The organism is Hydrogenophaga sp. L310 (genome assembly GCF_055703065.1).
Genome location: NZ_JBVPZA010000001.1, coordinates 676526 through 701488, shown reverse-complemented (window position 1 = coordinate 701488; position 24963 = coordinate 676526). Strand labels below are relative to the sequence as shown.

The window sequence follows — 24963 nt, the reverse complement described above, 5'->3', positions numbered from 1 at the left end:
CCACCCATGAAGCACCCTCATCGCGCCCCCTCCCCTCCTGCCCTGAAAGCCACCGCCATCGCGGTTGTGCTGGTCCTGGCCAGCTTGCTGGCCACATCCCAGACGGTGCAGGCGCAAACCCGCAGCTCCGCCCTGTACTACCAGATGGGTGGCAGCTCGCCAGGCGGGCTGGGCAACTACAAGTCCACGATCCCTATCCAGATCGGCCTGGCGGCCGACCTGCGCCTGAACTACTCCTGCGGCAAGTTCGACCTCGGTCTGTCCTGGACCACGCTGATGAACAACATCAGCAACCTGGGTCAGACGATGTCCAACGCCCTCAAGGCGGGCATTGCCGCGCTGCCAATGTACATCTTCCAGCGCGCCCAGCCCGGTCTGTACCAGCTCTTTCAGACCTACTCGGCCAAGGCCGACGCCATGATCGCAGCCTCCCTGAAGACCTGCGAAGAAATGGAGGCGCAGATCAAGGCCGGTGGCAATCCCTATGAGGATTGGGTGAATACCGCCAAGGGGGAGACCTGGCGCGTCCGGGCTTCGCTCCAGGGGGATGTGATCGAGGCCAAAACCGCCATCAACAAGGACGAGGAAGCCCAGAGGAACGGGGTCTCGTGGATTTTTGGCGGGCTCAAGGCCGGCGGCGTGGGCACCCAGCCGCTGCGCCCGATCCGCGACTTGTCGGTGGCGGGCTACAACGTCACGCTGAACCGGCCCACGACATCGGGCGCTGGAGCCGGTGGCCCTGCCGGCGCGCGCCTGACCAACGCCTTTGCCACGCCCGAGGCCCTGGCCGAGTGGACCACCAAGGTGCTGGGTGACCAGCAGATCTACCTGTGCGAGGGCATCGTCAATTGCCCAGCCGCGACGTCCACGTCGACCGCCTCCGGCCTCGGCCCTCGCCTGGACGCCGAGCTGGAAATCATCCGGCCCAAACTCGCCACCCTGATCGCCGGCAGCGGCACCAACAACGCCGTGGCCCTGAACGAGATCGCGGCACCTGGCCTTGCGATCACGCCGCAGCTCCTGCAGGTGCTGCGCTCCATGCCACCGGATAGCCAGGCGCTGGCCGCAGGGCGCCTCGCCCACGAGCTGGCCATGCAACGGGTGATCGACAAGGCCCTGGTGGCGCGCAACGTGCTACTCACCGGCTTGAGCCTGCCCGAGGTATCCGCAGCGGGCAACGTCTCCAAGGACATGCAGGTCAAGGTCGAGCGTTTGACCCAGTACATCGAAGACCTGATGTTCGAGCACCGCATCCGCAAGGACATGACCTCCAACACCGCCCTCAACATCATGGAGGACGCCACCATGCGCGACAGCCAGGCCGCGCGCCTGAGCCGGACGCAGCGTGGCGAGACAGCGCCCGTGGAAGACGGACGGGTCAAACCATGACGGGTCACCCGGATGAACCATCGGTGTCCCCGTCGCCGCACGCCGCCACAGCCGTGGCCACCCAGTCGCGTCGTTCATGGCATCGCGCGCTGATGACCGGGCTGGTGGGGGTCGTCACCCTGGCGCTGATGGTCCTGGGTGTGGTCGTTCTGGTCACCAGTGGGGTGGACATCTTCAAGCTGCAATCGGCCGTCTCCAGGCTGCGGCTGTTCGGTGTCGTGCTGCAGATGCTGATCGTGGCCCTGATCGGCCTGCGCTGGCGCGCGCTGGTGAGCTGGGGACAACGGCGCGGCATCGTGCAAGCCCATGAGTTTGAGCGCGTGATCGCCCTGCGCCCCAAGGCCCTGGCCTTCCTGTGCGCTTACCTGGTGCTCATCCCGATTGGTCCACAGACGCTGTTCAGGCTCCTGGGCCTGGGCTGAGCACCGACCCCACGTACCCCACCTCTCGCGCTCCCGGAGCCACATATGCAGCTCGACAGCTACCTGGAAATTTTCACGACGATGTACGGCTGGGCCTTCGCCAACATCTTTGGCGAGATCATCACTGGCACCGGCCTGGTGGTGATCCCCTTCATGCTGATCGTCTTCAATGCCTGGCGCGAGGCCAAAGAGCAAGGAGCGGAAACCGTTGGGGTCTTTGGTGTCATTGACCGCATCGGCACCCAGCTTATCGTGGCGCTGTTTGTGTTCTCGGTCTGTTTTGCCACCCTGCCGGTCACGTCGCTGCACTCGATCAACCTGTCGTACCAGCCGCGGCCGACGGCCACCGATCCGAACCCGGCACCGGTGACCCGGGACTCCGGCACCGGGTCCACCTTCGACACCGCCATGGTAGACGCCATCGACGGCAGCATGAGTGGTGCGGGAGGGTCGTTGTCCAACGTGCCCGCCTGGTGGTTCACAGTCATGTCAATTTCGGCCGGCGCGAACACCGCCTTGCGCGCCGGCATCAGCAGCAGCGAGAGCGAGATCCGCGCCATCGAGGAGCTGGCCAGGATCGCCACCATCGAAGACCCGGCCCTGCTGCACTCGGTGCAGCGCTTCTACAGCGAGTGCTTCAAGCCCGCCCAGAGCAAGTACATCAACACCGTCAAGAGCGACATCACTGCGTCGGGTCAGGCCATCATCGCGTCGACCAACAAGGACTACGGGCCGAACGACGTGGGGTGGATGGGCAGTCAGTTGTTCCGCACGGAACCCGGGTTCTACGCTGACATGCGCGCGGCCAACCCCGTGCCGGGTTTCCCGGTCAACTTCGCGCGCGACGGGGACTACTACAACCCGTCCGCCGGCGCACCACCACCCTATGAGGGCTACGTGAACCCCGACTGGGGTCGCCCGACCTGCAAGGAGTGGTGGGAAGATGCCGCTGGCGTGCGCGAGGCCATGATCAAGCAAAGCGACCGCTGGAAGAACCTGTCGGACAAGCTCGCCCTGGTTTTCACCGACTCAGACAAGGCCAAGGACCAGCTCGCCATGCTGGCCGAGAGCTTGGCCCACCCGGCTTTCGTAGACACGACCCGAGCGCTGGGTGTTGACAACTCCCTGGCCCAGAATGTGGGCGGCGCCGTCTCCACCATCGGGGTGTTTCTGACGCAGTTGTTTTCCTACGTGACCATCAATCCGTTGATGAACGGCTTGCTCATGATGCAGGCCATCATCCTGATGGGCATGTACATGTTCCTGCCGCTGATCACTTTCCTCTCGGGCTACAACCTGAAGGTGATGCTGTACGGCGCGGTGGGGGTTTTCACGGTGAAGTTCTGGGCCATCCTGTGGAGCATCACCCTGTGGATGGACGCTCACCTGGTCGACGCGATGTACCCCGAGGGCACCTTCAAGCTCACCGAGCTGGTGCGCTCCACCGGCAACGACTACAAGCTGACCCTGATGGCCATGCTCATGATGACGATGTTCATCGGTCTGCCGCTGTTGTGGACGGGCATGATGAGCTGGATTGGCATATCGATGGGAAACCAGCTTTCCCATGTTCTGGACAACGCAAGCTCCACTGCAAGCAAGGCTCAAAAGAGTAGCACTGGCGGTCGCTGAGATTACTCATCCAAATATTTGAGGCTTCGGGCATCCGAGTAACAAGAGCTTCCATCGGGAAAGTTCCCATTTACAGCTGCCATTGCGCAATCGTGTTCGCTGTGTTCGGGATCAGTGTTGTGCCCGCCTCGGCTCACGGATGCAGCAATTGCACCACCCGCCACCGGCACCAAAACGCCAAGCACCCGCAGCAGGAAGATGCCGCCGTGCTTGAGCAGCTTGAAAGTGAAATTCGGGATGTCCATCGTTATTCCTTCCCTATCGCAGTTCATTCCATGCCGACGACTTTACTCTTCTCGTCGTCGCGCGTGACACTCTTGAAATACTGCCATGCCTCTGCCGGTACTGCAGTCGTCGCGGCAAAACACCAATATCGCCGATCTGCCTCCGTCAGTCCATTCCACCATGCCATGCCAGCTTCTTCCCATGGCGTGGGTGCCAAGTCCGTGCACGACTCGTCCTGGCTGCTCGTATGTGCCATGTTGCCGCCTTTTCTACTTCGTCCAGTCCACGACCGTCAGCGCGTGTATCCGTTCGAACGCCGCATCGTTCGTCACCAGCGTTGCCCCAACGCATTGCGCGTGCGCGGCGATCATCATGTCCAGCGGCGCCAGACTCAACCCTGTTTTTTCAATGTCCGCACGCAGAACGCCGTAGGCTTGTGCCACGTCGCTGTCCCATGCGCAGATCTCGATTCTCCGAAGAAACTCCCCTACCGTATTGGCCAGCCTGGTTGCATCAGGACGCCTAGCCAACCCATAGGCCAACTCACCCTCGGTAACCGCCGAAATGCACAGCGACTCCATCGGTGCACTGGTCACCTGCTGCAGGACCTTCGAGTGACCGCGGAGCAATTGGCTCACCATGTTGGTGTCGAGCATGAACTTGAGGGTCATTCAGTCAAGCCCTGCAGCGGGTCACGCGTCTGTTCCCCCTGCTGGCGTTCCTCATGGCCGAGGAAGTCTGCCGGCACCTCGGTCGCCGATAAGGCCTGCAAGAACCCGTCCCAGGTATCTGGACGCTTGGAGAGAATGACGTCGCCCGTGCGTTGGTCCTTGCGGATAAACACTGTCGACGTGTCAAAGCGGTAAGCCAGAGGCAGGCGAACGGCCTGACTGCGGCCGGTCTTGAAGATTTTGGCGGTTTGTCCCATGGGCGGCTCCGGTGGTATGTACCGAAGTATATCTTTTTCTCGTGATTTCCGTTTGTATTGCGCAATACAATATTTGATCATGACCGCGTTCACCAACCCAACCGCCCAGAACTACGCCGAACTGCAGACAGCCTACGACCACTTCAACCAGGCACTGTTCGCGGGCACGCTGCCGACGTGCCTGATCACCCTGCAGCGGGAAAAGCGCACCTGTGGCTACTTCTCCCACCAGCGCTTCGCGGATCTAGATGGCCGCACCACCGATGAAATCGCGCTCAACCCGGCCTACTTCGCGGTGGTACCTCAGGTGGAGACCATGCAGACCCTGGTCCACGAGATGACCCACCTCTGGCAGTCCCACTTCGGCACGCCCGGCCGGGGCCGGTATCACAACGGTGAGTGGGCCGACAAGATGGAGGCCATCGGCCTTATGCCCTCCTCCACCGGCAAGCCGGGTGGGAAACGGACCGGTGACTGTATGGCGGACTTCGCCATAGAGGGTGGACAGTTCCTGATCGCCTGTGCAGATCTGATCACCCGGGCTTTCCGACTGAGCTGGTACGACAGGTTTCCTGCGCCCGAGCTGGTCGCTGCTGGCCAGCTCACCGAAGGCATGCATTTGAGTGCGGCTGTTGGCGGTGGCTCGACACCGGCTCAGGCCCTGCACGTCCAGGCCAGCCTGGTGGTTCGACCGGCCGTGGCCACACCGGCGGTCGTGAACAAGTCCAATCGGATGAAGTTCTCTTGTGACTGTGCTCAAAACGTCTGGGGAAAGCCATCCTTGCGAGTGATGTGCATGGAATGCAATACAACCTTTAGACCACTGGGTATCGAGCTCTAAATCGATGCCGATCTGACAGGTTACGACGGCAAACCCGCACTTGGAACTTCCAAGGTCGCTTCAAGGCTGAACTGAGTCACTCTCGGTTGACCTCTTGCACGACAGTGGCGGCCGTCAACGGTCATTCGACGGTCGACCTTACGTATGACCGCTTCACGCTGGAGACCGGGTACTCGCCCATCAATGCCCGCGGACCGGCAGCGAACGACCGGATGGGCTCAAGGCGACCAGGCACTTCCGCCACCCTTTGCTATCTTTCGTGAGGCTTGGCTGCATTGCCGCTCGGAACCGAACCAGGCACTAAGTCCGAGCCGTTGAATGCGATCATTCAAGGCCAGCGTCGAGAGTTGCGTTACTCTTCGCTCACGCCGACTCTAGTACGAGTGGCCAGGAGACTGCTGATGGAAGCCCAGGTCGCGAACAATTCGCCCCTGTATCTGTTTGAGAGATTTGAAGTCGGCGTGATCCACCTCAACGCCGAACGCAACGTGGTGGCAATGAACGATTTCGCCCGCAAGGTGCTGCCAGTGGGGGAGAAGCAGCCGTTCGACAAGCTGGTGACCTCGTTCCACCCCGAACGATCCAAACCCAAGGTCGACTTCCTGCTCGACCAGGCCTCGGGCTGCCCGGTCGCCAGTTCCACGCCCATGACCATGATCATCAACATCCCCGAACAGGTGTTGCTGATCAAGGTGACGCGGCTGGGCGACCACCTGGGCGCGACCACCGGCTTTGTGCTGGTGTTCTACGACGTGACCCAGGTCGTGAGTCAAGAGGCGCCGGTCACGGCCGAGCTGCCGGCGCCCGTGAACCTACGGCTCAACCGCATCCCCATGGTCGCGAACCACAAGGTGGCGTTTGTGGACACCGCCGACGTGCTCTGCCTCGAATCGCAGGCGCACTACACCCGCGTGCACGCGCGCGACGGTTTTCACTTCTGCAACCTCAGCATCGGCGACCTGCAAGCGCGCCTGGACCCGGCGCAGTTCATGCGCGTGCACCGTTGCTTCATCGTCAACCTGCAGGCAGTGGCCGAGCTGGGACGTGAGGGCAGCAAGACGCAGGTCGTGCTCAAAGGCAAACACCGCGAGCCGATCCCCGTGGCGCGCGGCGAGGTAGCTCGGCTGCGAGAAGCCCTGGGTCTACTGACCAGGTACTGAATCAAGCTGGTTTCAGCACCCTGGGACTTACCCGGATTGCCAGGCCAGACGCGCTTGATCTGAGCGTTTCGTGCAACGCAGCGTGCGGTTCGAGCGGAAAACAAGTCATTTTGTGAACCGATGAGTTAGTAACCCGACTTTGTTGTCGGGATACGGTTCTCCCCCAGACTGGGTTGTCGTTGACAAATGTCAATCGCGCCACCCCATCAAGAGGAGACAAGCATGATTCCACCGCGTTTCGAGTACCACGCGCCCAAGTCGGTCGGCGAGGCCGTGGCCCTGCTGGGCCAGCTCGGCTCCGAGGCCAAGTTGCTGGCCGGCGGCCACAGCCTGCTGCCCATGATGAAGCTGCGCTTTGCCGAACCGGCGCACCTGATCGACATCAACCGCATCCCCGAACTGCGCGGCATCCGCGAAGCCGGCGGCACCGTGGTGATCGGCGCCATGACCACGGAGAACGAGCTGATCAATTCCCCAGTGATCCAGGCCAAGCTGCCGCTGCTGGCCGAGGCCGCCAAGCTGATCGCCGACCCGCAGGTGCGCAACCGCGGCACCATCGGCGGCGACATCGCCCACGGCGATCCGGGCAACGACCACCCCGCCCTCTCCATCGCCATCGAAGCGTCCTTCGTGCTCGAAGGCCCGAGCGGCCGCCGCACCGTGCCCGCCGACGGCTTTTTCCTCGGCACCTACATGACGCTGCTGGAAGAGAACGAGGTCATGTGCGAGATCCACGCCCCGGCCTTCGCGCAGGGCACGGGATACGCTTACGAAAAACTCAAGCGCAAGACCGGCGACTGGGCCACGGCCGGCTGTGCGGTGGTCATGCGCAAGAGCGGCAACACCGTGAGCCACGTGCGCATCGCGCTGACCAACGTGGCTCCCACCGCGCTGCGCGCCGAGGCCGCCGAAGCCGTCTTGCTCGGCCAGCCGGTCAACGCCGCCACGCTGCAGGCCGCCGCAGACGAGGCCACCGCCATCTGCGACCCCGCCGAAGACCTGCGCGGCGACATCGAATACAAGACCGCCATGGCCGGCGAAATGGTCAAGCGCGCCCTGGCCAAGGCCTGGGCCCGTTGCGCATAAACACAGGAGACAACCCCATGGCCAAAAAACTCATCACCGTCCACGTCAACGGCAAGGCGCAGGAAAAAGCGGTCGAGCCGCGCACCCTGCTGATCCACTTCCTGCGCGAAGAACTCAACCTCACCGGCGCCCACATCGGCTGCGAAACCAGTCACTGCGGCGCCTGCACGGTCGACATCGACGGCCAGTCCGTCAAGAGCTGCACCCACCTGGCGGTGCAGTGCAACGGCTCCGAAGTGCTGACGGTGGAAGGCCTGGCCAACAAGGGCGTGCTGCACGCCGTGCAGGAAGGCTTTTACAAAGAGCACGGTCTGCAGTGCGGCTTCTGCACTCCCGGCATGCTGATGCGCGCCTACCGCTTCCTGCAGGAAAACCCCAACCCCAACGAAGAAGAGATCCGCCACGGCATGGCCGGCAACCTGTGCCGCTGCACGGGTTACCAGAACATCGTCAAGGCGGTGCAATACGCCGCCAAGAAGCTGCAAGAACCCGTCACGGCCTGATCAGGAGAACCCCACATGAATGCACCGGTACAAACCGCCGAAGCCCGTGAACTCGCCCTGGCTGGCATGGGCGTCTCGCGCCTGCGCAAGGAAGACGCCCGATTCATCCAGGGCAAGGGCAACTACGTCGACGACATCAAGATGGCGGGCATGCTGCACATGGACATCGTGCGCTCACCGATCGCCCACGGACGCATCGTCAGGATCAACAAAGAGAAAGCCCTGGCGATCCCCGGTGTGCACGCCGTGCTCACCGCCGACGACCTGAAGCCACTCAAGCTGCACTGGATGCCCACACTCGCGGGCGACGTGGCCGCCGTGCTGGCCGACGAAAAGGTGCACTTCCAGATGCAGGAAGTGGCCATCGTGATCGCCGACGACCGCTACATCGCCGCCGACGCGGTGGAGGCCGTGGAGGTCGAATACGACGAGCTGCCTGTGGTGCTCGACCCCTACGCCGCGCTGTTGCCCGACGCCCCGGTGCTGCGCGAAGACTTGGCCGGCAAGACCAGCGGCGCGCACGGCCCGCGCGAGCACCACAACCACATCTTCACCTGGGACGCGGGCGACAAGGCCGCGGCCGACGCGGCGTTCGACAACGCGGCGGTCAAGGTGAGCCAGCACATGTACTACCCGCGCGTGCACCCCTGCCCGCTGGAAACCTGCGGCTGCGTGGCCAGCTTCGACCCGATCAAGGGTGAGCTCACCACCTACATCACCTCGCAGGCGCCGCACGTGGTGCGCACGGTGGTGTCCATGCTCTCGGGCATTCCGGAGAGCAAGGTGCGCATCGTCAGCCCCGACATCGGCGGCGGCTTCGGCAACAAGGTCGGCATCTACCCCGGCTATGTGTGCGCGATCGTCTCCAGCATCGTGCTCGGCCGTCCGGTGAAATGGGTCGAGGACCGCATCGAAAACATCTCGTCCACCGCCTTTGCCCGCGACTACCACATGGACGGCGAGATCGCCGCCACCGCCGACGGCAAGATCACCGGCCTGCGCGTGAACGTGGTGGCCGACCACGGCGCGTTCGACGCCTGCGCCGATCCGACCAAGTTCCCGGCCGGCATGTTCCACATCGTCTCCGGCAGCTACGACATCCCGGCCGCGCACTGTTCGGTCAAGGGTGTCTACACCAACAAGGCGCCCGGTGGCGTGGCCTACCGCTGCAGCTTCCGCGTGACGGAAGCGGTCTACCTGGTCGAGCGCATGGTCGATGTGCTGGCGCAGAAGCTGAACATGGACAAGGCCGAGATCCGCGCCAAGAACTTCATCAAGAAAGAGCAGTTCCCCTACACCAGCGCCTTCGGATTTGAGTTCGACAGCGGCGACTACCAGACCGCGCTCGACAAGGTGCTGGCGGCCGTGGACTACAAGGGCCTGCGCGCAGAGCAGGCCGCCAAGCGCGCCGACCCGAACAGCCCCACGCTGATGGGCATCGGCCTCGTCACCTTCACCGAGGTGGTGGGCGCGGGCCCGAGCAAGATGTGCGACATCCTGGGCGTGGGCATGTTCGACTCCTGCGAGATCCGCATCCACCCGACCGGCTCGGCCATCGCCCGCATGGGCACGATCACGCAGGGCCAGGGTCACCAGACCACCTACGCGCAGATCATCGCCACCGAGCTTGGCATTCCCAGCGAGGTGATCCAGGTCGAAGAAGGCGACACCAGTACCGCGCCCTACGGCCTGGGCACCTACGGCTCACGCTCCACGCCGGTGGCCGGCGCCGCCATCGCACTGGCCGCGCGCAAGATCCACGCGAAGGCGCGCAAGATCGCGGCCCACATGCTGGAGGTGAACGAGAACGACCTCGACTGGGAAGTGGACCGCTTCAAGGTCAAGGGCGACGACAGCAAGTTCAAGACCATGGCCGACGTGGCCTGGCAGGCCTACCACCAGCCGCCCGCCGGGCTGGAGCCTGGCCTGGAAGCAGTGCACTACTACGACCCGCCGAACTTCACCTTCCCGTTCGGCATCTACCTCTGCGTGGTCGACATCGACCGAGCCACCGGCGAGACCAAGGTCCGCCGCTTCTACGCGCTCGACGACTGCGGCACCCGCATCAACCCGATGATCATCGAGGGCCAGATCCACGGCGGCCTGACCGAAGGTTTCGCGGTGGCCATGGGCCAGCAGATGCCGTTCGACGCGCAGGGCAACCTGCTCGGCAACACGCTGATGGACTACTTCCTGCCCACCTTCGTGGAAACGCCGCACTGGGAAACCGACCACACGGTGACGCCCTCGCCACACCATCCGCTGGGTGCCAAGGGCGTGGCCGAGTCGCCGCACGTGGGGAGCATTCCGACCTTCACCTCGGCCATCGTGGATGCGTTTTCGCACCAGGGCATGACGCACATGGACATGCCGCACAACGCGTTCCGGGTGTGGAAAGAACTCAAGGCAAGAGGTTTGAATCTGTGAACCACCCCCGCCGCGCTGCGCGCGACCCCCTCAAGGGGGCGGCGCTGGCGGCCGGGCAAAGCCCGATCCACGGCGCCCTGGGCTGGCGCGTGCTCAGGCGCTGCGTCTCGAGCTCCGGTGTGGCGATCCACTGATTCCTGATTCAACATAGGTACTCCGACATGGAAGTCAAACTCGACAAACGCTACCCCCTCGACGTGGACCCGGCCCGCGCCTGGGCCATCCTCGCCGACCTCAAGGCGGTGGCCGGCTGCATGCCCGGTGCAGAGCTCACCGAGCAGCTGTCCGACACCTCGTACAAGGGCGGCGTGAAGGTGAAGGTGGGCCCGGCGGTGGCCCAGTTCGGCGGCACGGTGGACGTGCTGGAACAAAGCGAGGCCGACCGCAAGATGGTGCTGCGCGGCAAGGGCGCCGACAAGGGCGGTTCGTCCGCCTCGATGGACCTGATCGCGGTGATCGAAGCCGACCCGGCCAACCCGGCGCACAGCGTGCTGCACGGCGACGCCTCGGTCATCGTCAACGGCAAGTTCGCTCAGTTCGGCGGCCGCATGATGGTGCAGGTGTCCGAGATGATCCTGGTGCAGTTCGTCGAGAACTTCCGCCAGGCGGCGCTGGCGCTGCCCGCGCCGGCCTCGGTGGAGATCGCCGAGGACGCTGCGGTGGCGTTCGGTGGCGCTCCCGAACAAGCCACGCCCCTCACGGTGGCCGCGGCGCCACCCCGTCCCGCCCCGCCGGTGGCGCAGGAGATCAACGGACTGGCCATCGTTTGGGCGCTCATCAAAAACTGGTGGCAGGGTCTCTTTGGCAAGAAGGCTTGAGCATGCAAACGCCGGCTGCACCGGGTGACCGCCAGCTGCGCGAGCAGCTGCAGCAGGTGGGTTACCTCGCTGACGCCGACCTCGCCACCACGGTGTGGTTAGCGGGCGAGTTGCAGCGGCCCTTGCTGCTGGAAGGCGACGCGGGCGTGGGCAAGACAGCGCTGGCCACGGCACTCGCCGAGGCCCAGGGCGCGGTGCTCGTGCGCCTGCAGTGTTTCGAGGGCCTGGATCTGGCGCAGGCGGCCTACGAGTGGAACTATGGTCGACAGCTGATGGCGATCCGCCTGCACGACGGCCAGCCCGGCACGGTGAAAGAGGCCGACGTGTTCAGCCGCGAGTTCCTGCTGGAGCGCCCGCTGCTCAAGGCCATCAGCCAGGACGGCCCCTGCGTGCTGCTGATCGACGAGATCGACCGCGCCGACGAGGCCTTCGAGGCCTTCCTGCTCGAAGTGCTGGCCGACTACCAGATCACCGTGCCCGAGATCGGTACGCTGCGCGCGCTTCACATCCCGCGCGTCATCCTCACCAGCAACGGCACGCGCGAACTCTCGGACGCGCTGCGTCGCCGCTGCCTGTACCACCACCTCGACTACCCCACGCTGGCGCGCGAGATCGCCATCGTGAAAACCGCCCTGCCCGAGGCCGACACCCGGCTGGTCGAAGAAGCGGTGCAGTTCGTGCAGCGGCTGCGCAATGAAGATTTGTCCAAGATCCCCGGTATCGCCGAGACGCTGGACTGGGTCAACGCGCTGCACCGCATGCACCACCACACGCTGCCCGAGGACATGGCGGTGCTGCTGACCACGCTGGGCTGCCTGCTCAAGACGCGGGAAGACCGCTTCGGCCTCGGCGCCGATCGCGCGCGCCAACTGATCGAGGGCCGGCGCACGGTGGGCGTGGCCGAAAAAGCCCCGGCCAACGCGGCCGCCTCATGAACACCACGCCCGCGCTTGCCCCCAGCGAAACCCTCGCCGGTTTCGCGGCACTGCTGCGCGACCACGGGCTGAGCGTGGGCGTGGCCGAGCAGCAGGCCATGCTGCAGGCGGCAATGGTGCTGGGTGGACCGAACGGCCCGCGCCTGAACGCGGCCTGGCGCGCCATCGCCTGCCACAGCGCACGCGAATGGCGGCTCTGGCCCGACCTCTTTGCCCGCTACTGGCACCCCGAGCGCCTGCGAGGCCAGGTGCGCGTGAGTGGGCAGACGCGACCACAGCGCGACCTGCGCCAGGCCGTGCAGCAGATGCACGAGCAGATGGACCACGCCGCGCAGCCACCGCCCACCGCCGCCAAAGCCGCACCCCAGACCGCCGCCGATGCGCCACACGCGGGCGCGGGCGACAGCGAGGCCGGCACGCCGCGTGCCATGGGCGGCGCCAGCCGCAGCGAGCCCCAGCTGGAAGCCCTGCACCAGCGCGACGGCCAGATGTGGCTGCCGCAAGAGCTGGGCGCCCTGCAGCGCCTGGCGCGCCAGATCACTGCGCAGCTGCGACCACTGCCGACACGCCGCTGGCGCAACGCCCACCCCGGCCAGCGGCTGGACCTGCGCCAGACCCTGCGCCGCAGCGTGGCCTGGGGCGGCGAGCCGCTGGCGCCGGCCTGGCAGGTCAAGCGCGTGGAGCCACCGCGCCTGTTCATATTGGCCGACGTGAGCCGCTCGATGGAGAGCCATGCCGCGCTGTTCCTGCGCATCGCACGCGCCTTCGCGCTGGAGGCCCAGGCCCGCGTGTTCGTGTTCCACACCCGGCTGGCCGAGGTCACGCCGCTGATGCAGCGCGACTCGGCCACGGTGCAAGAAAAGATCAACGCCGTGACCGCCGGTTTCGGCGCCGGCACCCGCATCGCCGCCAGCCTGCAGGACTTCGCCCGTGTGCACGCCCGCGCCCAGCTGCGGCGCGGCGCGCGCGTGTGGGTGATGTCCGACGGCTTCGACACCGACGCACCCGAACACCTGGCCGACGCGCTGCGCGCCCTGCGTGGCCACGGCGCGCGCATCACCTGGTTCCACCCCACGCGCCAGGCGCCCGCCGCGGCCGCGGTTCGGAACGCCCGCGAACACATCCACCGCTTCGTGCCGCTGGCCAGCCTCGCCGACCTGGTTGCGGCGCGGCCGGTGCTGCACTAGAAACACACCCACAGGAGACACGCCATGAACCGCAACCAATGGATCGCCGACGCCGCCCGGCTGCAGGCCGAAGACCGCGCGTTTGCACTCGTGACCGTGCTGCGCGCGCAGGCGCCCACCTCAGCCAAGGCGGGCGACAAGGCACTGGTCACCGCCGACGGCCAGATCCACGGCTGGATCGGCGGCGGCTGCGCGCAACCGGCGGTGGTCAAGACCGTGCGCCAGGCCCTGGCCAGCGGCCAGCCGCAGAGCATCCGCATTGCGCCCACCGACGAGACCGCCGAGCGCACGCTGGGTGACGTGCTGGAGTTCGGTATGGCCTGCCACTCGGGTGGCACGCTGGAGCTGTTCATCGACCCGGTGCTGCCGGCCCCTCAGCTGGTGGTGTTCGGCGACTCGCCGGTGGCGCGCGCGCTGACCGGGCTGGCGCCGCGCATCGGCCTGCAGACGGTGCTGGTGGCCGAGGGCGCGCAGGCTGGCGACTTCCCCGACGCGGCGCGTGTGATCGGCAGCGACAGCGCCGACGCGGTCGTGCAGGCCCTGCCGGACGGCGGCTTGGTGGTGGTGGCCACCCAGGGACGGCGCGACCTGCAGGCCCTCAGGGCCGCGCTGGCGCTGAAGCCGCCGACGCTGTGGTTCGTGGCCAGCGAACGCAAGGCCAACGTGCTGCGCCAGAGCCTGATCAGCGCGGGCGAAGACCCGGCGCAGGTGGCCGCCATCGTGGCCCCCGCGGGCGAGCCCATCGGCGCGCAGACGCCGGAAGAGATCGCGCTGGCGGTGCTGGCGACCGTGGTCGCGGCGCGGCGCGGTCGGCCTGCGCGTGCCGCCGCCACCCCAGAGGCAGCGAAGCCGGCGCCGAAGTTCAAGCTCGATCTGCCACCCATGGAAATGGGCAGCTGCTGCGGCGGCGGTGCGGCCAAGCCTGCGGAAGCAGAATCGGTCAGCGAAGCGGCCCCGCCGGTGGTGGCCACGAAGTCTTGTTGTGGAGGTAGCTGACGTGGGATGCATCCTGAAGGGCGGCGGCGGTCTGTACAGCCGCGTGGTGGTGGGCGCGGTGCTGCTCGCGGCCGGTTCGGCCTCGCGCATGGGTAACAAACCCAAGTGCCTGCTGGAGCTGGGCGGCGTTCCGCTGATCCGGCGCCAGCTGATCGCGCTCTCGGGCGCGGGCGTGGACGAGCTGGTGGTGGTGCTGGGGCACCACGCCGAGCGCATCGAACCCGAGGTGCGCGACTTCCCGGTCACGCTGGTGCGCAACCTGGACCCGGACGCGGGCCAGGTATCGTCGCTGCGGCTGGGCCTGCAGGCGCTGACCGGCAAGATCGACAGTGTGCTGGTCGCGCTGGCCGACCAGCCGCTGATCAACTCGCAAGACATCAACGACCTGATCGGTGCGTACAAGAAGCGGCCCGAAGGCACCGAAGTGGTCCAGCCCACGGTGGACGGCCTGCCGGGCAACCCGGTGATGTTGAGCCAGAGCGTGCGAGAGCAGATCCTTGCGGGCCTAGCCAGCGTCGGCTGCAGGCAGTGGCAGTCGGCGAACCCGCAGGCCGTGCACCGCTGGGCCAGCAGCAACCAGCGCTACCGCACCGACGTGGACATCCCGGAGGACATCGAGGCCCTGGCCGCCCGCACCGGTCACCGGCTCCTGTGGCCCAAAGACCTGCTGACCGAAGCCTGAGCCACCTGAGTCCATGACCCCGGATCCGCTGCTCCCGCTCTGGTCCACGCCGCTGGGCGTGCATCGCTTCGCGCAGGCACACGACATCAACCCGCTGCTGGTGCGCGTGTTCCGCGCCCTGCGCGCGAGCGACGAGCGCGCCGATCCGGCGGCGGCCTTCTACGCCAGCCGCGACGACCTGCTGCAGCGCATCCGGCTCCCCGAATGGGAAGCGTTGGTGAAATTCACCGTGGATGGCCTGCGCCAGACCGTCGCGCTCGCCAATCAGGGCGCCTGGCCCGAGGCCGCGCCAGGCCTGCAGATCGCCTTGCGCGGCCTCTGGTTCCAGATCGCCAACCGGGGTAGCCACCACGACGTGCACACGCACGGCAACTGTTCGTGGTCGGGCGTGTACTGTGTGCAGATTGACGAAGTGACACAGCGCCAAGCCCATCCGCTGCTGGGCGCCACCAACGGCGTGACGCGCTTCTACGGCCCACACTTCAACCACCTGGGCGGCGCCCACATGGACTTCGGCAACGCCTACCTGCAGTCAGCCCACATCGACATCGAGCCGGTGCCCGGCCAGCTGGTGGTGTTCCCGTCGTGGCTGCCCCACCAGGCCATGCCGTACGACGGCGAAGCCGACCGTATCATCGTCTCGTTCAATGCCAGCGTGCACGCGGTGGCGGGCTCCGACCAGCTGCACGGCTACAGCCATGTCTAGGATTCACTTGCCCCCCGAGGCCCTCGCGCTGGCCCGCTGGACCGCGCTGCTCATGGGCTGGGTGTGGCTGGGCGCACAGGGTCAGCGACTGGGCTGGTCGGTGGCCAGCGGCGTGCTGCCTGTGGCGCTGTGGTGGGCGCTGCGGCTGCTGTTCGCCCAGGCCGGCCTGCCCGCGCGGCTCGCGCCAACGGTTGCCCCCCTGCTGGGCGCCACCACGGCGCTGGGTGCGCTGCTCGTGGGCCAATGGCAACCCGCCGCCACCGGCCACGTGGCTCTGCTGGTGCTCGCCACCGTGTGGGCCGCGTGGTCGGCCTCGCTGGACGTGCCGGTGGCGCGCGGCGCGTGCCGCCGCAGCTGGTCGGGCGGGCCGCCGCTGCTGGCCGCGGCGCTCACCGCGCTGTGCACCACCGGCGCACTGCCAGCGATGCACAGCCTGTGGGCCGCGTCGGTGGTGCTGCTGCTCGCGGCGGCGCTGGGCCGCCCGCCCACGGTGCCCAACGCGCCAGACGCCGCTCCCTCCGCTGCCAGCGCCCTGCCGGCCACGGCGATGGGCCTGATGATGGGCACGCTGTGGCTGAACAATGCCTGGTGCAGCGCCGCAGGCTGGTCGCCGGCCACCGCGGTCATGGTGCATCTGGGCGCCATGGCGGCGCTGCCAGTTCTCACCCGCCTCGACCTGGTGCCGCGCCACCTGAGCGCACCGTGGGCCGAGCGCCTGCCGCTCGCGCTGCTGGCATTGGGTGCGGGCGTGTTGCTCGCCGGCACGGGTGCCACCCATGGGCTGGTGGGCATGGGCCTGCTGGCGCTGGCCTGGTCGGTGCACGCGGGGCGGCATCGGTCCGAAGCGTTCCCTCCCTCGCCTCTCGCTGTCGCTGGTTGGTCCTTGTGTGGACCGGCGCTGCTGCTCGCCGTGGGCTGGCTCAGCCCCACGACCGGCCCATGGGCCCAGCAACTGGCTTACAGCCTCATCGGCGGCGCTGCCCTTCTCGCGCTGCTCGCGACCGGTTGGCGCCCGACGCCACCCCACCCCCTTCCCCTTGCACGGAGCGATTCCCCATGAACAGCATCGACATCGACGTGATCCGCACCGCCCTCGACTGGCAAGGCCGTGGCCACCGCGTGGTGCTCGGCACCGTGGTGCGCACCTGGGGCTCGGCGCCGCGCCCGCCGGGTTCGCTGATGGTGATCCGCGACGACGGCCAGGTGGCTGGATCGGTCTCGGGCGGCTGCATCGAAGACGACCTGATCGGCCGCGTGGCGCGCGGCGATCTGGCACTGCGCCGGCCCGAAACCACCACCTACGGCGAGACGGCCGAGGAGGCGCGCCGCTTCGGCCTGCCCTGCGGTGGCACGGTGCAGATCGTGCTGGAGCCGCTCTCGCCGCAATCGCAATTGCGCGAACTGCTGAGCAGCATCCAGAACCACAAGCGTGTGCAGCGCAGGCTCGACATGGCCACCGGCCTGGTGCGCCACGAGCCCGCCCTAGAGGGTGACCGCGTCGGCTTCGACGGCGCCACGCTCACCACCGTGCACGGTCCGCGCCTACGCCTGCTCATCATCGGCGGCGGCCAGCTGTCGCGTTACCTGGCAAGCATGGCCGTCATGCTCGACTACCAGGTCACCGTCTGCGAGCCGCGCACGGAATACCACGAAGGCTGGGAGTCCGTGGTTGGCGTGACGCTGTCCACCACGATGCCCGACGACCTGGTGCTGGCCATGCACCTGGACCACAACAGCGCCGTGGTCGCAGTCACCCACGACCCCAAGCTCGATGACCTTGCGCTCATGGAGGCGCTGCGCACCCCCGCGTTTTACGTTGGCGCACTTGGCTCGCTGCAAAACAACGCCAAGCGCCGCGAACGCCTACTGGAGTTCGACGTTAGCCCAGAAGAAGCCGATCGCCTGCACGGTCCTGTGGGGCTGAACCTCGGGGCCCTCACGCCTCCCGAAATCGCCATGAGCATCGTGGCCGAGATGACTGCATTGCGGCGTGGCATGGACTTGAGCGGCCCGCTGAGCAACTGGGTGGGGTCCCAGACGATTTGCAAATCCTGTTAGGTGGAGCTGGCATATGGTGGCCCCTGTTGTTTGAACAGCATTCCCCGTTCTTTGGACTTCCCTGATCAGATAGACAACCTGTCCCTATCCTTTGAGCGTAGGAAGCAGAGATCACGCTCTACGGATTGGTAGCCTGCCCGAAAAAGAACCTGGAGCGCAGACAGTGAGGCGGCGCCGACCGGGTCGCGCAAACCTGTGGCCGCAGTCCCTCCTATAGAAGCCGTTCGAGTCAGTGTACGTCGCCACGCCGAAAAGCCGCTTCGAGGCAGAAGGCGTGAACTCACCTAGGCGCACCCACCAGCAGCACTCGCTGCAATGACGCAAGTGGAAAATCGAAGGTCGCTTCAAGGCTGATCTCCGACACTCGAACCTAACGCCTGAAAGTTCGCGTGTTGCGCAACTGGTCATTGGCCGAGCAGGGTCTCAAGCGACCGCTTTGTTGCTCAGACCGGTCACTCTATTGATGCGAGCCGGGCAAGGTAGCAGGAGCAACTGATCACACCAAGGATGAATTGGTTCTCCCGACCCGCTGCGGTCGGTGTTGATGTAGGCAACGATCCCAGAAAACCGTCCGAGAAACCGGGGGAATCCCACCCCGGATACTTGGCGGCACGGCTTATCGGAACCATTGCGAAGAGCATCCGCAGTTGGCCCGCGGGTCCGAAACACGTAGCCAAGGTCTTCTCAAAGAATTAGATCGGCCAGAACCATAGAACGTCCAAAAGCATTCTCTGGTGTGGTGACCTCATGGCTGCACCGAGCAGTGCGAAGCTGCCACATGAGCCGCTCGGTGCGATGCCTCGTAGTGTGCAAGCGGCTCATTACCATTTAACGCAACGAGCAAATTTTCAGCAGCCTGCAACTCGATGGCTCGGCGAACCTTCTTCACCGCCGAACCAATGTGGGGTGTGAAAACCGTGGAGGGGTGTTGCAAGAGTTCCGGATGAATCTGGCGTGGACGGTCTGCCAGCAGCCAGTCTTCCATCTCGTACACATCGGCGGCGTAGGCACCCAGGCGCTCGTCCTTGAGCGCCCGTGCCACGGCAGCCTCGTCCACAACCGAGCCTCGCCCAATGTTGACCAGGATCTGCCCCCGCCGAACACCTTCAAGCATGGTGTCATTGACGAGGTGACGCGTTACGTCCAGCAGCGGAACGGCCAGAATGACATAGTCGGATTGCGACAGGGCCTCACCCAGGCTCACCATGGTCAGGCGTTCGTCATCACCATGCGGGTCCACGCCCAGCAGTTGAGCGCACCCGAAGCCACAGAGACGGTCCACAATGGCCCGCCCAACGGCGCCAAGTCCGACGACCGCCACTATCGAGCCGTGCAACCCCATTCCGTACAGCTGGGGACGCCATCCTGCGTAGCTCTTGCGAACACTGACGTCACCTGCCAGCACATGGCGCGCGGCGGCGATGGCCAGCCCAATGGCGAGTTCTGCCGTGGGTTCTGTGAGCAGGTCAGGAACGAAGCTCACGCTGACACCGGCTTGCGCACATGCCTTGAGGTCAAAGTTGTCATACCCCTTCAGGGCGCAAGCGATGGTCTTGAGCCTGGGAGCGTGCAACAGGGTTCGCTGATCTACCCGGTCAGGCATGAAAGCCATCATTGCGTCGGCATCCTTCAGATGACGGTGGAGCTCGGCCTCGCTCCACGGCTCAGGACCGGGATTCATCACCACTTCACCAACCTGCATAAGACGCGCCAGTACCTCTTCATGGATGGGCTGCGTCACCACAATTTTCGGCATCATTACCTTCCTCTCTCTTTCTATTTCAGATGTTTGCGAAGCGCCGACCCAATGCCGTCGACCACGAGCACGCATATGAGGATGGACAGCAAAATGGCGGAGACCTCGTCGTACTTGATCAGGCGCAGAGCTGCCATGAGTTCGAAGCCAATGCCGCCCGCACCCACGATGCCCATCACTGCCGATGCGCGAAAGTGATATTCCCATCGGTAGATGGTGATGTCCGCCAACTGGGGCAAAACCTGCGGTAACACAGCATGGGTGATGACCTGAAACCGGCTTGCGCCCGCGGCCTTAGCGGCCTCCAGAGGTTTCGGGTCCACGTGCTCTATGGCTTCGGCGTAGAACTTGGCCACCATGTCTGCCCGTGCTAGGGCTTTCTCAAGCAGGCCTACGCGGTCAATGGCCGCCAGCGCCTCCAGCTTGTCAGCCTTGCTCCAAGGCCACAACGACGCCAGAGATCCGCGGGTGGCGAGCTTGCCCATCAACACATTGGCCAGCACGCTTTGCCGCCCGATCAGGTGGTGCTGCTGGAACACCATGCCGCAGTGGCGCCGATGCTCAAGAAGGTTGCGTTTTGAGACGGTGCCGCCCGGCAGATCGGCCACCGACACCTCTCCGTCTGTGGGGCTAACCAAGCCATTGATGCTGCGCAGCAGCGTTGACTTTCCCGCGCCCGACGCGCCCAGCAGCACAAGGAACCCGCCATGCTGTACCTCCAGCGAGGTGGGCGCAAGCGCTGTGTGACCCGACCTTCCATCTGAAGACGTACTCGCAAGGCCCAGATGTCTTTCACCTTGAAGGGAGCCTTTTGCCCGACGATCTTGCCTTTGTTCCACGGCTCGTGATGAACGGTATTGCCTGAGGTTTCCATGATGGTCTGCCTCCAGGTACAACCAGGCTTGTTCACTGGAACTCGCCTTTTTGGCCTCTTGCATCAATCGGGTATGCGTTGTCTCGTCGAACCAGCGAGCGGACGGTGGGTCAGTGAACGTGGCCATGGTGGTCCTTTGCGCTGTCATCACCGAGTTCACCCCGCGCCTGCCGCATCACCGTCCACCCGCCGTGCAGCGCCAGCGCCGCCATCAGGCTGGCCACCACCAGATCGGGCCAGCCCGAGCCGGTGCCGAACACGCCGAGCGCGGCCATGAATACTGCCACGTTGCCGATGGCGTCGTTGCGCGAGCACAGCCACACGCTTCGCATGTTGGCGTCGCCCTCGCGAAACGCGTAGAGCATCCACGCCACGGCCACGTTGGCCAGCAGCGCCAGCAACGCCACCGCGCCCATGGTCACGGCCTGCGGCACTCCGCCGTGCCACACCGACCACACAGCCGCCCCCAGCACATAGAGGCCAAAGCCCATCATGCTCACCGCCTTGAGCATGGCCGCACGCGCCCGCCAGGCCAGCGCCGAGGCCAGCACGGCGAGCGACACAGCGTAGTTGAGCGCGTCGCCCGCGAAGTCGACCGCGTCGGCCAGCAGCGAGAGCGACCCGGCCTGCACACCCGCGCCGATCTCGATGAGGAACATGGCGGCGTTGACGATTAGGGCGATCCAGAGAATCTTGCGGTAGCGCGGCAGGTTGACGAGGGTCTCGGCTTTGGGGGTGTCGTGGTCACAGCAATGGGCGGACATGGTTTTTCCTTTCAATGCATTGGAAACCCTGGAGCCGCTACAGTGTCAACCACTGGTTTGAACAAAGGGCTGTGCCATGCAGATCAAGGAACTGGCCCGGGCCACGGGCGTCGATGTGGAAACCATCCGCTACTACGAAAAGCAGGGCCTGCTGCCCGAGCCGGCGCGGCGCGACAACGGCTACCGCGACTACGCGGCCGAGCACCTGGAGCGGCTGTCCTTCATCCGCCACTGCCGCGCGCTGGACATGCCGCTGGCAGATGTGAACCGGCTGCTGGGTTTTGTGGACGAGCCCGGCGCCGATTGCAACGACGTGGACCTGCTGGTGGACGAACAGTTGGCCCGCGTGCGAGCCAGGCTAAAGAGCATGCGGGCGCTGGAGAGGCAGTTGCTGCAGCTGCGGGCGCGCTGCTCAGGCACGCACGAAGGGCACTGCGGCATTCTGAACGAGCTGGTGTCGGCGGCGCACGGCGAGGCATGCGCTTGTCATTCAGGAATGAGTCACGTCAACGTTCGCTAACTGCTGATGACCAGTCATTTGGACTCGATAATTGAACGGCATCAATGGGCCCGTTGCAGTCCTCTGGCGAGGCTCGGCCGGTGGTCAGTTTGCATCAGGAGCTACCGGTGGCGAGCGAAACAATATCGTATGTCTTCGCCCACCTTTGTCATCTGTGGCTGATGGGGCTATGCGAGACGAATGTCCAGTGCAGAGAGTGATGCTGTCCTTCGGAGTGATCCTGGACATGGAGGCGCACAGGTGCAATGACGCAGAATCTCCCGCATGAAAACGTCCCCCGAAACCAGCGAAGTCCTGCGTGCCCAGCACGAACTCTCAGGCGCTACCTGGCGTGGTGACCTCGGCGGCGCGCTCGGTGACATGGGCACGTTGCTGCCCTTTTTGGTCGGCTTCATCGTCGTCGCAGGTGTGCACCCCACCTCGATCCTGCTGGCATTTGGGTTGAGCATGATCGTCGTTGGATGGCGCTTTGGCGTTCCATTCCCGGTCCAACCCATGAAGGCAGTGGGCGCAGCGGCCTTGGCCGGCGCCGTGGTGGGTGGGCAAAACATGCCTGCCGTGCTCGCTCTGGCCTCGCTGATCACGGGCGTATTCTGGTTGGTAGCCGCCTGGAGTGGCTTGGCGCGCTGGTTGGCCCGCTTTGTGTCGCGCGACGTGATTCACGGCGTGGTGCTTGGACTGGGCATCGCGCTCATCGTCGCCGGGCTGCGCCGCATCGAAGGAGACGCGGTGCTGGGCGCGGCTTCAGTGGTACTGGCGCTGGTGTTGCTGGGCCGCGGTGGCTGGCTCACCATGCCGGTGCTCATGGCAGCTGGTTGGGCGGTGGGCGCTTGGCGTCAGCCCGAACTTGCGCAAGCGCTGGCCGACACACCATGGGCGCTGCACTTGCCCGAAATCCAGTGGCCAGCGTTCGACCAACCCGGCGTGTGGCTCGCTGCCATCGGCCTGGCTGCGGCACAGATACCGCTGACCTTCGGCAACGCCATTCTTGGCATCGTGGCCGAAACCCGTCGTCTGTTTCCCGCCGTGGCGCTGGACGAAATCCGAGCAGCACGGGGCACGGGCCTCATGAACCTGTTGGCCGGTAGTCTGGGCGCACCGCCCATGTGCTTTGGCGCAGGGGGCATGGCCGCACAGGTGGCTTGCGGCGCCCGCAGCGGCCGCGCGCCCCTCTTTCTGGGCAGCGTGCTGCTGCTCTCAGGCTTGTTCGCCAGCGGTCAGCTCACCGCCCTGCTGAGCCTGCTGCCCGCCGGCACCCTGGGCGCCATGCTGTTCGTGGCCGGCTTCTCGCTCACCATCGGCACCGCGGGCAGTGCCCGAGACAAGCAAGCTCGCGCCGTGCTGCTCACCACGGCCGCCGTGTCGGTGTGGAACGCAGGCGTGGGTGTGATCGTGGGCGTTGTTCTGGAAGCAGGCTTGAGAGCGAATGTGATGCGAATTTGAGGTTACGTCAGGGCTTCCTCATCTCGCCATGACCCGAGTGGCCCGCATGTCCCATATGTCCCGCCATCGCGTCCTTGCCGTGGTCTGAAAGCTGTGCGTTGAACCACCGGTGAAGCGCTGCAACCAGTGCCGCGTTCGCCGTCGTGTAGCTCAGCTCAGCGCCACCTTCGATGTCCTTGTAGGTGATGGCGACCTGCCCGGGGGCTGCTGCCTTCAGCTCGGCCAGACCGGGCATGTTCTGTCCGTGAATGCGCGTCGGGCCTGAGAAGTCGCCCTTGAGAAACTGCTCGCGAATCTCTTGCAGATGCAGCCGGGTCAGGCTCACTTGCTCTGTGTCATCACGCTTCCTGACCACAACCTGTTGAACGCCGCCTTGCGCCGTCTTGGTGAAGACGTGGGTGGTCGCGGCCAAGCTGAAAGGCATGACCTCCTTCCCCCGCTGCGCCACGTCCGCTTGCCGCTGTCCGGAGTGCATGGTTCCCATGTGAGCGCCGTGGTCCATCCGCGAGTGATCCATGGTTTGTGCACTCGCACTTCCCGCTGCCATCAACAGCGCAAGCGAGGCAAAGGTGGTCTTGAGCATGTCGTAATCCCGATTCAGCGTGTGTGGATGAATGAAGTGATTGTCGGTATCCGACGAACGAAGGCATATGATTTGAATCATACGAATCTCCATTCAAATGAGCCTGCCGATCACCTTACCTGACACGCTGCGCAAGCTCCTCACGCCCGTACTCATGGCGGCGTCGTCAGGCTTGGAACTGCGCAAGGGTGATTCGCTGTTCCGCCAGCGCCAGCGGCCCAAGTACATGCACTTCGTGGTCGGGGGCGAGATTGTTCTGGAGCGCACCGGTGAAGGCGGTGATCCTGTCGTGCTGCAGCGGGTTCGCCAAGGCTTCGTGGCCGAGGCGAGTCTGCAGTCTGGGAGCTACCACTGCGACGCGGTGGTGACATCGGCAGGTTGGGCGGTCGCCGTTCCCATTGAACCCCTCAAGGCAGAACTGGCAACAGACCGCGCCTTTGCACTTCGCTGGATCGGCATGCTCAATGCAGAGGTGCGTCGCCTGCGCGCACAGTGCGAACGCATGTCACTCAAGGGGGTGGGTGAACGGTTGCTGCACATGTTTGAGACCGAGGGTGTAAATGGATGCCTGTCAATCGAATCGGGACTGAAGTCTCTGGCCACTGAACTGGCTGTAAGCCATGAGGCGCTTTACCGGGCGGTAGCAGCGCTTGAGAAAAGTGGTGTGATCGTTCGCGCATCCGGCTGCCTTGAGTTGGTGCGTATCTCTGGACATGCCTCACGGTTGTAAAAAGGGGGGCCAGCCGTCTTCCGACGCACACAAGCTCCTGGAGTGGCTGGATTCGCTGTCTTCGAGTACCTGGTCTTGACGACACAGCGGTTATGCGATTGCTGAATTTGGAGCGGCCAGTGTTGAGCGCCGCTGCCATTCGTGACACGGGCCTCGAATGGCTCAGTTCAGTCTTCAGATGGCATGCGACAACGGAGAACCGTTCTCACTGTTTTATCGGTAATGGCATCGTCTTCAGTTCGCAAGCATTGCTACTCCGCAGCTTAGTGGGATGGACCAGGTAGTCCACCCGACCGGG

At 65.1% G+C, this 24963-nt stretch carries 27 protein-coding genes; 20 read left to right on the top strand and 7 right to left on the bottom strand.

Features of this window, described 5'->3' with window-relative positions:
• Positions 1–6: 6 nt before the first annotated feature.
• Genes AC0GNO_RS03445 through AC0GNO_RS03435 form a run of 3 tightly spaced genes read left to right on the top strand, consistent with a single transcriptional unit; the run spans position 7 to position 3443 of the window.
• A complete protein-coding gene (locus AC0GNO_RS03445) occupies positions 7–1389 on the top strand; it encodes an integrating conjugative element protein (protein ID WP_472902941.1) in 1383 nt (460 codons plus the stop codon).
• Positions 1386–1811, top strand: a complete 426-nt coding sequence (locus AC0GNO_RS03440) for a hypothetical protein (RefSeq protein WP_472902940.1) — start codon at positions 1386–1388, stop codon at positions 1809–1811. Before AC0GNO_RS03445 ends, AC0GNO_RS03440 begins: the two co-directional genes overlap by 4 nt.
• Positions 1812–1856: 45 nt before the next feature.
• The gene (locus tag AC0GNO_RS03435; protein WP_472902939.1) at positions 1857–3443 is read left to right on the top strand and encodes a conjugal transfer protein TraG N-terminal domain-containing protein; all 1587 of its coding nucleotides are present in this window, start codon (positions 1857–1859) and stop codon (positions 3441–3443) included.
• Positions 3444–3445: 2 nt separating this feature from the next.
• On the opposite strand, the gene AC0GNO_RS03430 is transcribed toward AC0GNO_RS03435, so the two are convergent.
• From AC0GNO_RS03430 to AC0GNO_RS03420, 3 genes are all read right to left on the bottom strand, one after another.
• Positions 3446–3688: a hypothetical protein gene (locus AC0GNO_RS03430; RefSeq protein WP_472902938.1), complete on the bottom strand. Its 243-nt coding sequence runs from the start codon at positions 3686–3688 to the stop codon at positions 3446–3448.
• A gap of 249 nt (positions 3689–3937) precedes the next feature.
• On the bottom strand, positions 3938–4339 hold the full coding sequence (locus AC0GNO_RS03425) for a type II toxin-antitoxin system VapC family toxin (protein ID WP_322317796.1): 402 nt from the start codon (positions 4337–4339) through the stop codon (positions 3938–3940).
• On the bottom strand, positions 4336–4596 hold the full coding sequence (locus tag AC0GNO_RS03420; RefSeq protein WP_322317797.1) for an antitoxin: 261 nt from the start codon (positions 4594–4596) through the stop codon (positions 4336–4338). Before AC0GNO_RS03420 ends, AC0GNO_RS03425 begins: the two co-directional genes overlap by 4 nt.
• A 79-nt stretch (positions 4597–4675) precedes the next feature.
• On the opposite strand from AC0GNO_RS03420, the gene AC0GNO_RS03415 reads away from it, so the two are divergent.
• The 14 genes from AC0GNO_RS03415 (at position 4676) to AC0GNO_RS03350 (ending at position 17995) form a co-directional block, all read left to right on the top strand.
• The gene (locus AC0GNO_RS03415; protein WP_322317798.1) at positions 4676–5437 is read left to right on the top strand and encodes a SprT-like domain-containing protein; all 762 of its coding nucleotides are present in this window, start codon (positions 4676–4678) and stop codon (positions 5435–5437) included.
• Positions 5438–5838: 401 nt separating this feature from the next.
• Positions 5839–6597 (top strand): LytTR family transcriptional regulator, encoded by a 759-nt coding sequence (locus tag AC0GNO_RS03410; protein ID WP_291216866.1) that lies wholly within the window; start codon positions 5839–5841, stop codon positions 6595–6597.
• Between the two features lie 222 nt (positions 6598–6819).
• Positions 6820–7683, top strand: a complete 864-nt coding sequence (locus AC0GNO_RS03405) for an FAD binding domain-containing protein (RefSeq protein WP_291216868.1) — start codon at positions 6820–6822, stop codon at positions 7681–7683.
• A gap of 17 nt (positions 7684–7700) precedes the next feature.
• Entirely contained in the window at positions 7701–8186 is a 486-nt protein-coding gene (locus AC0GNO_RS03400) for a (2Fe-2S)-binding protein (RefSeq protein ID WP_291216871.1), read from the top strand.
• A gap of 15 nt (positions 8187–8201) precedes the next feature.
• Positions 8202–10613, top strand: a complete 2412-nt coding sequence (locus tag AC0GNO_RS03395; RefSeq protein ID WP_291216874.1) for an aerobic carbon-monoxide dehydrogenase large subunit — start codon at positions 8202–8204, stop codon at positions 10611–10613.
• The gene (locus AC0GNO_RS03390; protein WP_297655411.1) at positions 10610–10747 is read left to right on the top strand and encodes a hypothetical protein; all 138 of its coding nucleotides are present in this window, start codon (positions 10610–10612) and stop codon (positions 10745–10747) included. The genes AC0GNO_RS03395 and AC0GNO_RS03390 overlap by 4 nt, the downstream gene beginning before the upstream one ends.
• A gap of 27 nt (positions 10748–10774) precedes the next feature.
• Positions 10775–11431: an SRPBCC family protein gene (locus AC0GNO_RS03385; RefSeq protein WP_291216877.1), complete on the top strand. Its 657-nt coding sequence runs from the start codon at positions 10775–10777 to the stop codon at positions 11429–11431.
• A 2-nt stretch (positions 11432–11433) separates the two neighbouring features.
• Complete coding sequence (locus AC0GNO_RS03380; protein ID WP_297655408.1) at positions 11434–12366, top strand: AAA family ATPase; 933 nt, start codon at positions 11434–11436, stop codon at positions 12364–12366.
• A complete protein-coding gene (locus tag AC0GNO_RS03375) occupies positions 12363–13553 on the top strand; it encodes a VWA domain-containing protein (protein ID WP_291216881.1) in 1191 nt (396 codons plus the stop codon). Before AC0GNO_RS03380 ends, AC0GNO_RS03375 begins: the two co-directional genes overlap by 4 nt.
• A 24-nt stretch (positions 13554–13577) precedes the next feature.
• Positions 13578–14549 (top strand): XdhC family protein, encoded by a 972-nt coding sequence (locus AC0GNO_RS03370; RefSeq protein WP_472902937.1) that lies wholly within the window; start codon positions 13578–13580, stop codon positions 14547–14549.
• A 1-nt stretch (position 14550) separates the two neighbouring features.
• Positions 14551–15231, top strand: a complete 681-nt coding sequence (locus AC0GNO_RS03365; RefSeq protein ID WP_291216886.1) for a nucleotidyltransferase family protein — start codon at positions 14551–14553, stop codon at positions 15229–15231.
• A gap of 13 nt (positions 15232–15244) precedes the next feature.
• Entirely contained in the window at positions 15245–15937 is a 693-nt protein-coding gene (locus tag AC0GNO_RS03360) for a TIGR02466 family protein (protein ID WP_291216889.1), read from the top strand.
• Positions 15930–16997, top strand: a complete 1068-nt coding sequence (locus tag AC0GNO_RS03355; RefSeq protein WP_291216892.1) for a hypothetical protein — start codon at positions 15930–15932, stop codon at positions 16995–16997. The genes AC0GNO_RS03360 and AC0GNO_RS03355 overlap by 8 nt, the downstream gene beginning before the upstream one ends.
• A complete protein-coding gene (locus AC0GNO_RS03350) occupies positions 16994–17995 on the top strand; it encodes an XdhC family protein (RefSeq protein WP_291216895.1) in 1002 nt (333 codons plus the stop codon). The genes AC0GNO_RS03355 and AC0GNO_RS03350 overlap by 4 nt, the downstream gene beginning before the upstream one ends.
• Before the next feature lie 745 nt (positions 17996–18740).
• On the opposite strand, the gene AC0GNO_RS03345 is transcribed toward AC0GNO_RS03350, so the two are convergent.
• Genes AC0GNO_RS03345 through AC0GNO_RS03335 form a run of 3 tightly spaced genes read right to left on the bottom strand, consistent with a single transcriptional unit; the run spans position 18741 to position 21389 of the window.
• The gene (locus AC0GNO_RS03345; RefSeq protein ID WP_291468171.1) at positions 18741–19751 is read right to left on the bottom strand and encodes a phosphonate dehydrogenase; all 1011 of its coding nucleotides are present in this window, start codon (positions 19749–19751) and stop codon (positions 18741–18743) included.
• A 20-nt stretch (positions 19752–19771) separates the two neighbouring features.
• Positions 19772–20752 carry an ATP-binding cassette domain-containing protein gene (locus AC0GNO_RS03340; RefSeq protein ID WP_472902936.1) on the bottom strand — a complete coding sequence of 327 codons (981 nt, stop codon included), beginning with the start codon at positions 20750–20752 and terminating at the stop codon, positions 19772–19774.
• The gene (locus AC0GNO_RS03335; protein WP_472902935.1) at positions 20736–21389 is read right to left on the bottom strand and encodes a cation efflux transmembrane domain-containing protein; all 654 of its coding nucleotides are present in this window, start codon (positions 21387–21389) and stop codon (positions 20736–20738) included. Before AC0GNO_RS03335 ends, AC0GNO_RS03340 begins: the two co-directional genes overlap by 17 nt.
• 76 nt (positions 21390–21465) lie before the next feature.
• Here AC0GNO_RS03335 and AC0GNO_RS03330 point away from each other — a divergent pair, with 76 nt between their 5' ends.
• Both AC0GNO_RS03330 and AC0GNO_RS03325 read left to right on the top strand, forming a co-directional pair.
• Positions 21466–21909 carry a Cd(II)/Pb(II)-responsive transcriptional regulator gene (locus AC0GNO_RS03330; RefSeq protein WP_472902934.1) on the top strand — a complete coding sequence of 148 codons (444 nt, stop codon included), beginning with the start codon at positions 21466–21468 and terminating at the stop codon, positions 21907–21909.
• Positions 21910–22173: 264 nt separating this feature from the next.
• Positions 22174–23352, top strand: a complete 1179-nt coding sequence (locus tag AC0GNO_RS03325) for a molybdate transporter family protein (RefSeq protein WP_472902933.1) — start codon at positions 22174–22176, stop codon at positions 23350–23352.
• A gap of 7 nt (positions 23353–23359) precedes the next feature.
• Here the strand turns inward: AC0GNO_RS03325 and AC0GNO_RS03320 are convergent, their stop codons facing one another.
• Positions 23360–24016, bottom strand: a complete 657-nt coding sequence (locus AC0GNO_RS03320; protein WP_472902932.1) for an aspartate carbamoyltransferase — start codon at positions 24014–24016, stop codon at positions 23360–23362.
• A 16-nt stretch (positions 24017–24032) separates the two neighbouring features.
• On the opposite strand from AC0GNO_RS03320, the gene AC0GNO_RS03315 reads away from it, so the two are divergent.
• Positions 24033–24665, top strand: a complete 633-nt coding sequence (locus AC0GNO_RS03315; protein ID WP_472902931.1) for a Crp/Fnr family transcriptional regulator — start codon at positions 24033–24035, stop codon at positions 24663–24665.
• The last annotated feature ends 298 nt before the right edge of the window (positions 24666–24963 follow it).

Excerpts from the sequence above, each read along its gene's own strand:
- AC0GNO_RS03420 (WP_322317797.1), bottom strand. The coding sequence starts at position 4,596 with ATGGGACAAACCGCCAAAATCTTCAAGACCGGCCGCAGTCAGGCCGTT.
- AC0GNO_RS03320 (WP_472902932.1), bottom strand. The coding sequence starts at position 24,016 with ATGATTCAAATCATATGCCTTCGTTCGTCGGATACCGACAATCACTTC.
- AC0GNO_RS03330 (WP_472902934.1), top strand. The coding sequence starts at position 21,466 with ATGCAGATCAAGGAACTGGCCCGGGCCACGGGCGTCGATGTGGAAACC.
- AC0GNO_RS03335 (WP_472902935.1), bottom strand. The coding sequence starts at position 21,389 with ATGTCCGCCCATTGCTGTGACCACGACACCCCCAAAGCCGAGACCCTC.
- AC0GNO_RS03385 (WP_291216877.1), top strand. The coding sequence starts at position 10,775 with ATGGAAGTCAAACTCGACAAACGCTACCCCCTCGACGTGGACCCGGCC.
- AC0GNO_RS03395 (WP_291216874.1), top strand. The coding sequence starts at position 8,202 with ATGAATGCACCGGTACAAACCGCCGAAGCCCGTGAACTCGCCCTGGCT.
- AC0GNO_RS03375 (WP_291216881.1), top strand. The coding sequence starts at position 12,363 with ATGAACACCACGCCCGCGCTTGCCCCCAGCGAAACCCTCGCCGGTTTC.
- AC0GNO_RS03380 (WP_297655408.1), top strand. The coding sequence starts at position 11,434 with ATGCAAACGCCGGCTGCACCGGGTGACCGCCAGCTGCGCGAGCAGCTG.
- AC0GNO_RS03435 (WP_472902939.1), top strand. The coding sequence starts at position 1,857 with ATGCAGCTCGACAGCTACCTGGAAATTTTCACGACGATGTACGGCTGG.
- AC0GNO_RS03325 (WP_472902933.1), top strand. The coding sequence starts at position 22,174 with ATGAAAACGTCCCCCGAAACCAGCGAAGTCCTGCGTGCCCAGCACGAA.
- AC0GNO_RS03340 (WP_472902936.1), bottom strand. The coding sequence starts at position 20,752 with ATGGCCACGTTCACTGACCCACCGTCCGCTCGCTGGTTCGACGAGACA.
- AC0GNO_RS03370 (WP_472902937.1), top strand. The coding sequence starts at position 13,578 with ATGAACCGCAACCAATGGATCGCCGACGCCGCCCGGCTGCAGGCCGAA.
- AC0GNO_RS03345 (WP_291468171.1), bottom strand. The coding sequence starts at position 19,751 with ATGCCGAAAATTGTGGTGACGCAGCCCATCCATGAAGAGGTACTGGCG.
- AC0GNO_RS03360 (WP_291216889.1), top strand. The coding sequence starts at position 15,245 with ATGACCCCGGATCCGCTGCTCCCGCTCTGGTCCACGCCGCTGGGCGTG.
- AC0GNO_RS03405 (WP_291216868.1), top strand. The coding sequence starts at position 6,820 with ATGATTCCACCGCGTTTCGAGTACCACGCGCCCAAGTCGGTCGGCGAG.
- AC0GNO_RS03355 (WP_291216892.1), top strand. The coding sequence starts at position 15,930 with ATGTCTAGGATTCACTTGCCCCCCGAGGCCCTCGCGCTGGCCCGCTGG.
- AC0GNO_RS03440 (WP_472902940.1), top strand. The coding sequence starts at position 1,386 with ATGACGGGTCACCCGGATGAACCATCGGTGTCCCCGTCGCCGCACGCC.
- AC0GNO_RS03400 (WP_291216871.1), top strand. The coding sequence starts at position 7,701 with ATGGCCAAAAAACTCATCACCGTCCACGTCAACGGCAAGGCGCAGGAA.
- AC0GNO_RS03430 (WP_472902938.1), bottom strand. The coding sequence starts at position 3,688 with ATGGACATCCCGAATTTCACTTTCAAGCTGCTCAAGCACGGCGGCATC.
- AC0GNO_RS03415 (WP_322317798.1), top strand. The coding sequence starts at position 4,676 with ATGACCGCGTTCACCAACCCAACCGCCCAGAACTACGCCGAACTGCAG.
- AC0GNO_RS03315 (WP_472902931.1), top strand. The coding sequence starts at position 24,033 with ATGAGCCTGCCGATCACCTTACCTGACACGCTGCGCAAGCTCCTCACG.
- AC0GNO_RS03350 (WP_291216895.1), top strand. The coding sequence starts at position 16,994 with ATGAACAGCATCGACATCGACGTGATCCGCACCGCCCTCGACTGGCAA.
- AC0GNO_RS03410 (WP_291216866.1), top strand. The coding sequence starts at position 5,839 with ATGGAAGCCCAGGTCGCGAACAATTCGCCCCTGTATCTGTTTGAGAGA.
- AC0GNO_RS03445 (WP_472902941.1), top strand. The coding sequence starts at position 7 with ATGAAGCACCCTCATCGCGCCCCCTCCCCTCCTGCCCTGAAAGCCACC.
- AC0GNO_RS03425 (WP_322317796.1), bottom strand. The coding sequence starts at position 4,339 with ATGACCCTCAAGTTCATGCTCGACACCAACATGGTGAGCCAATTGCTC.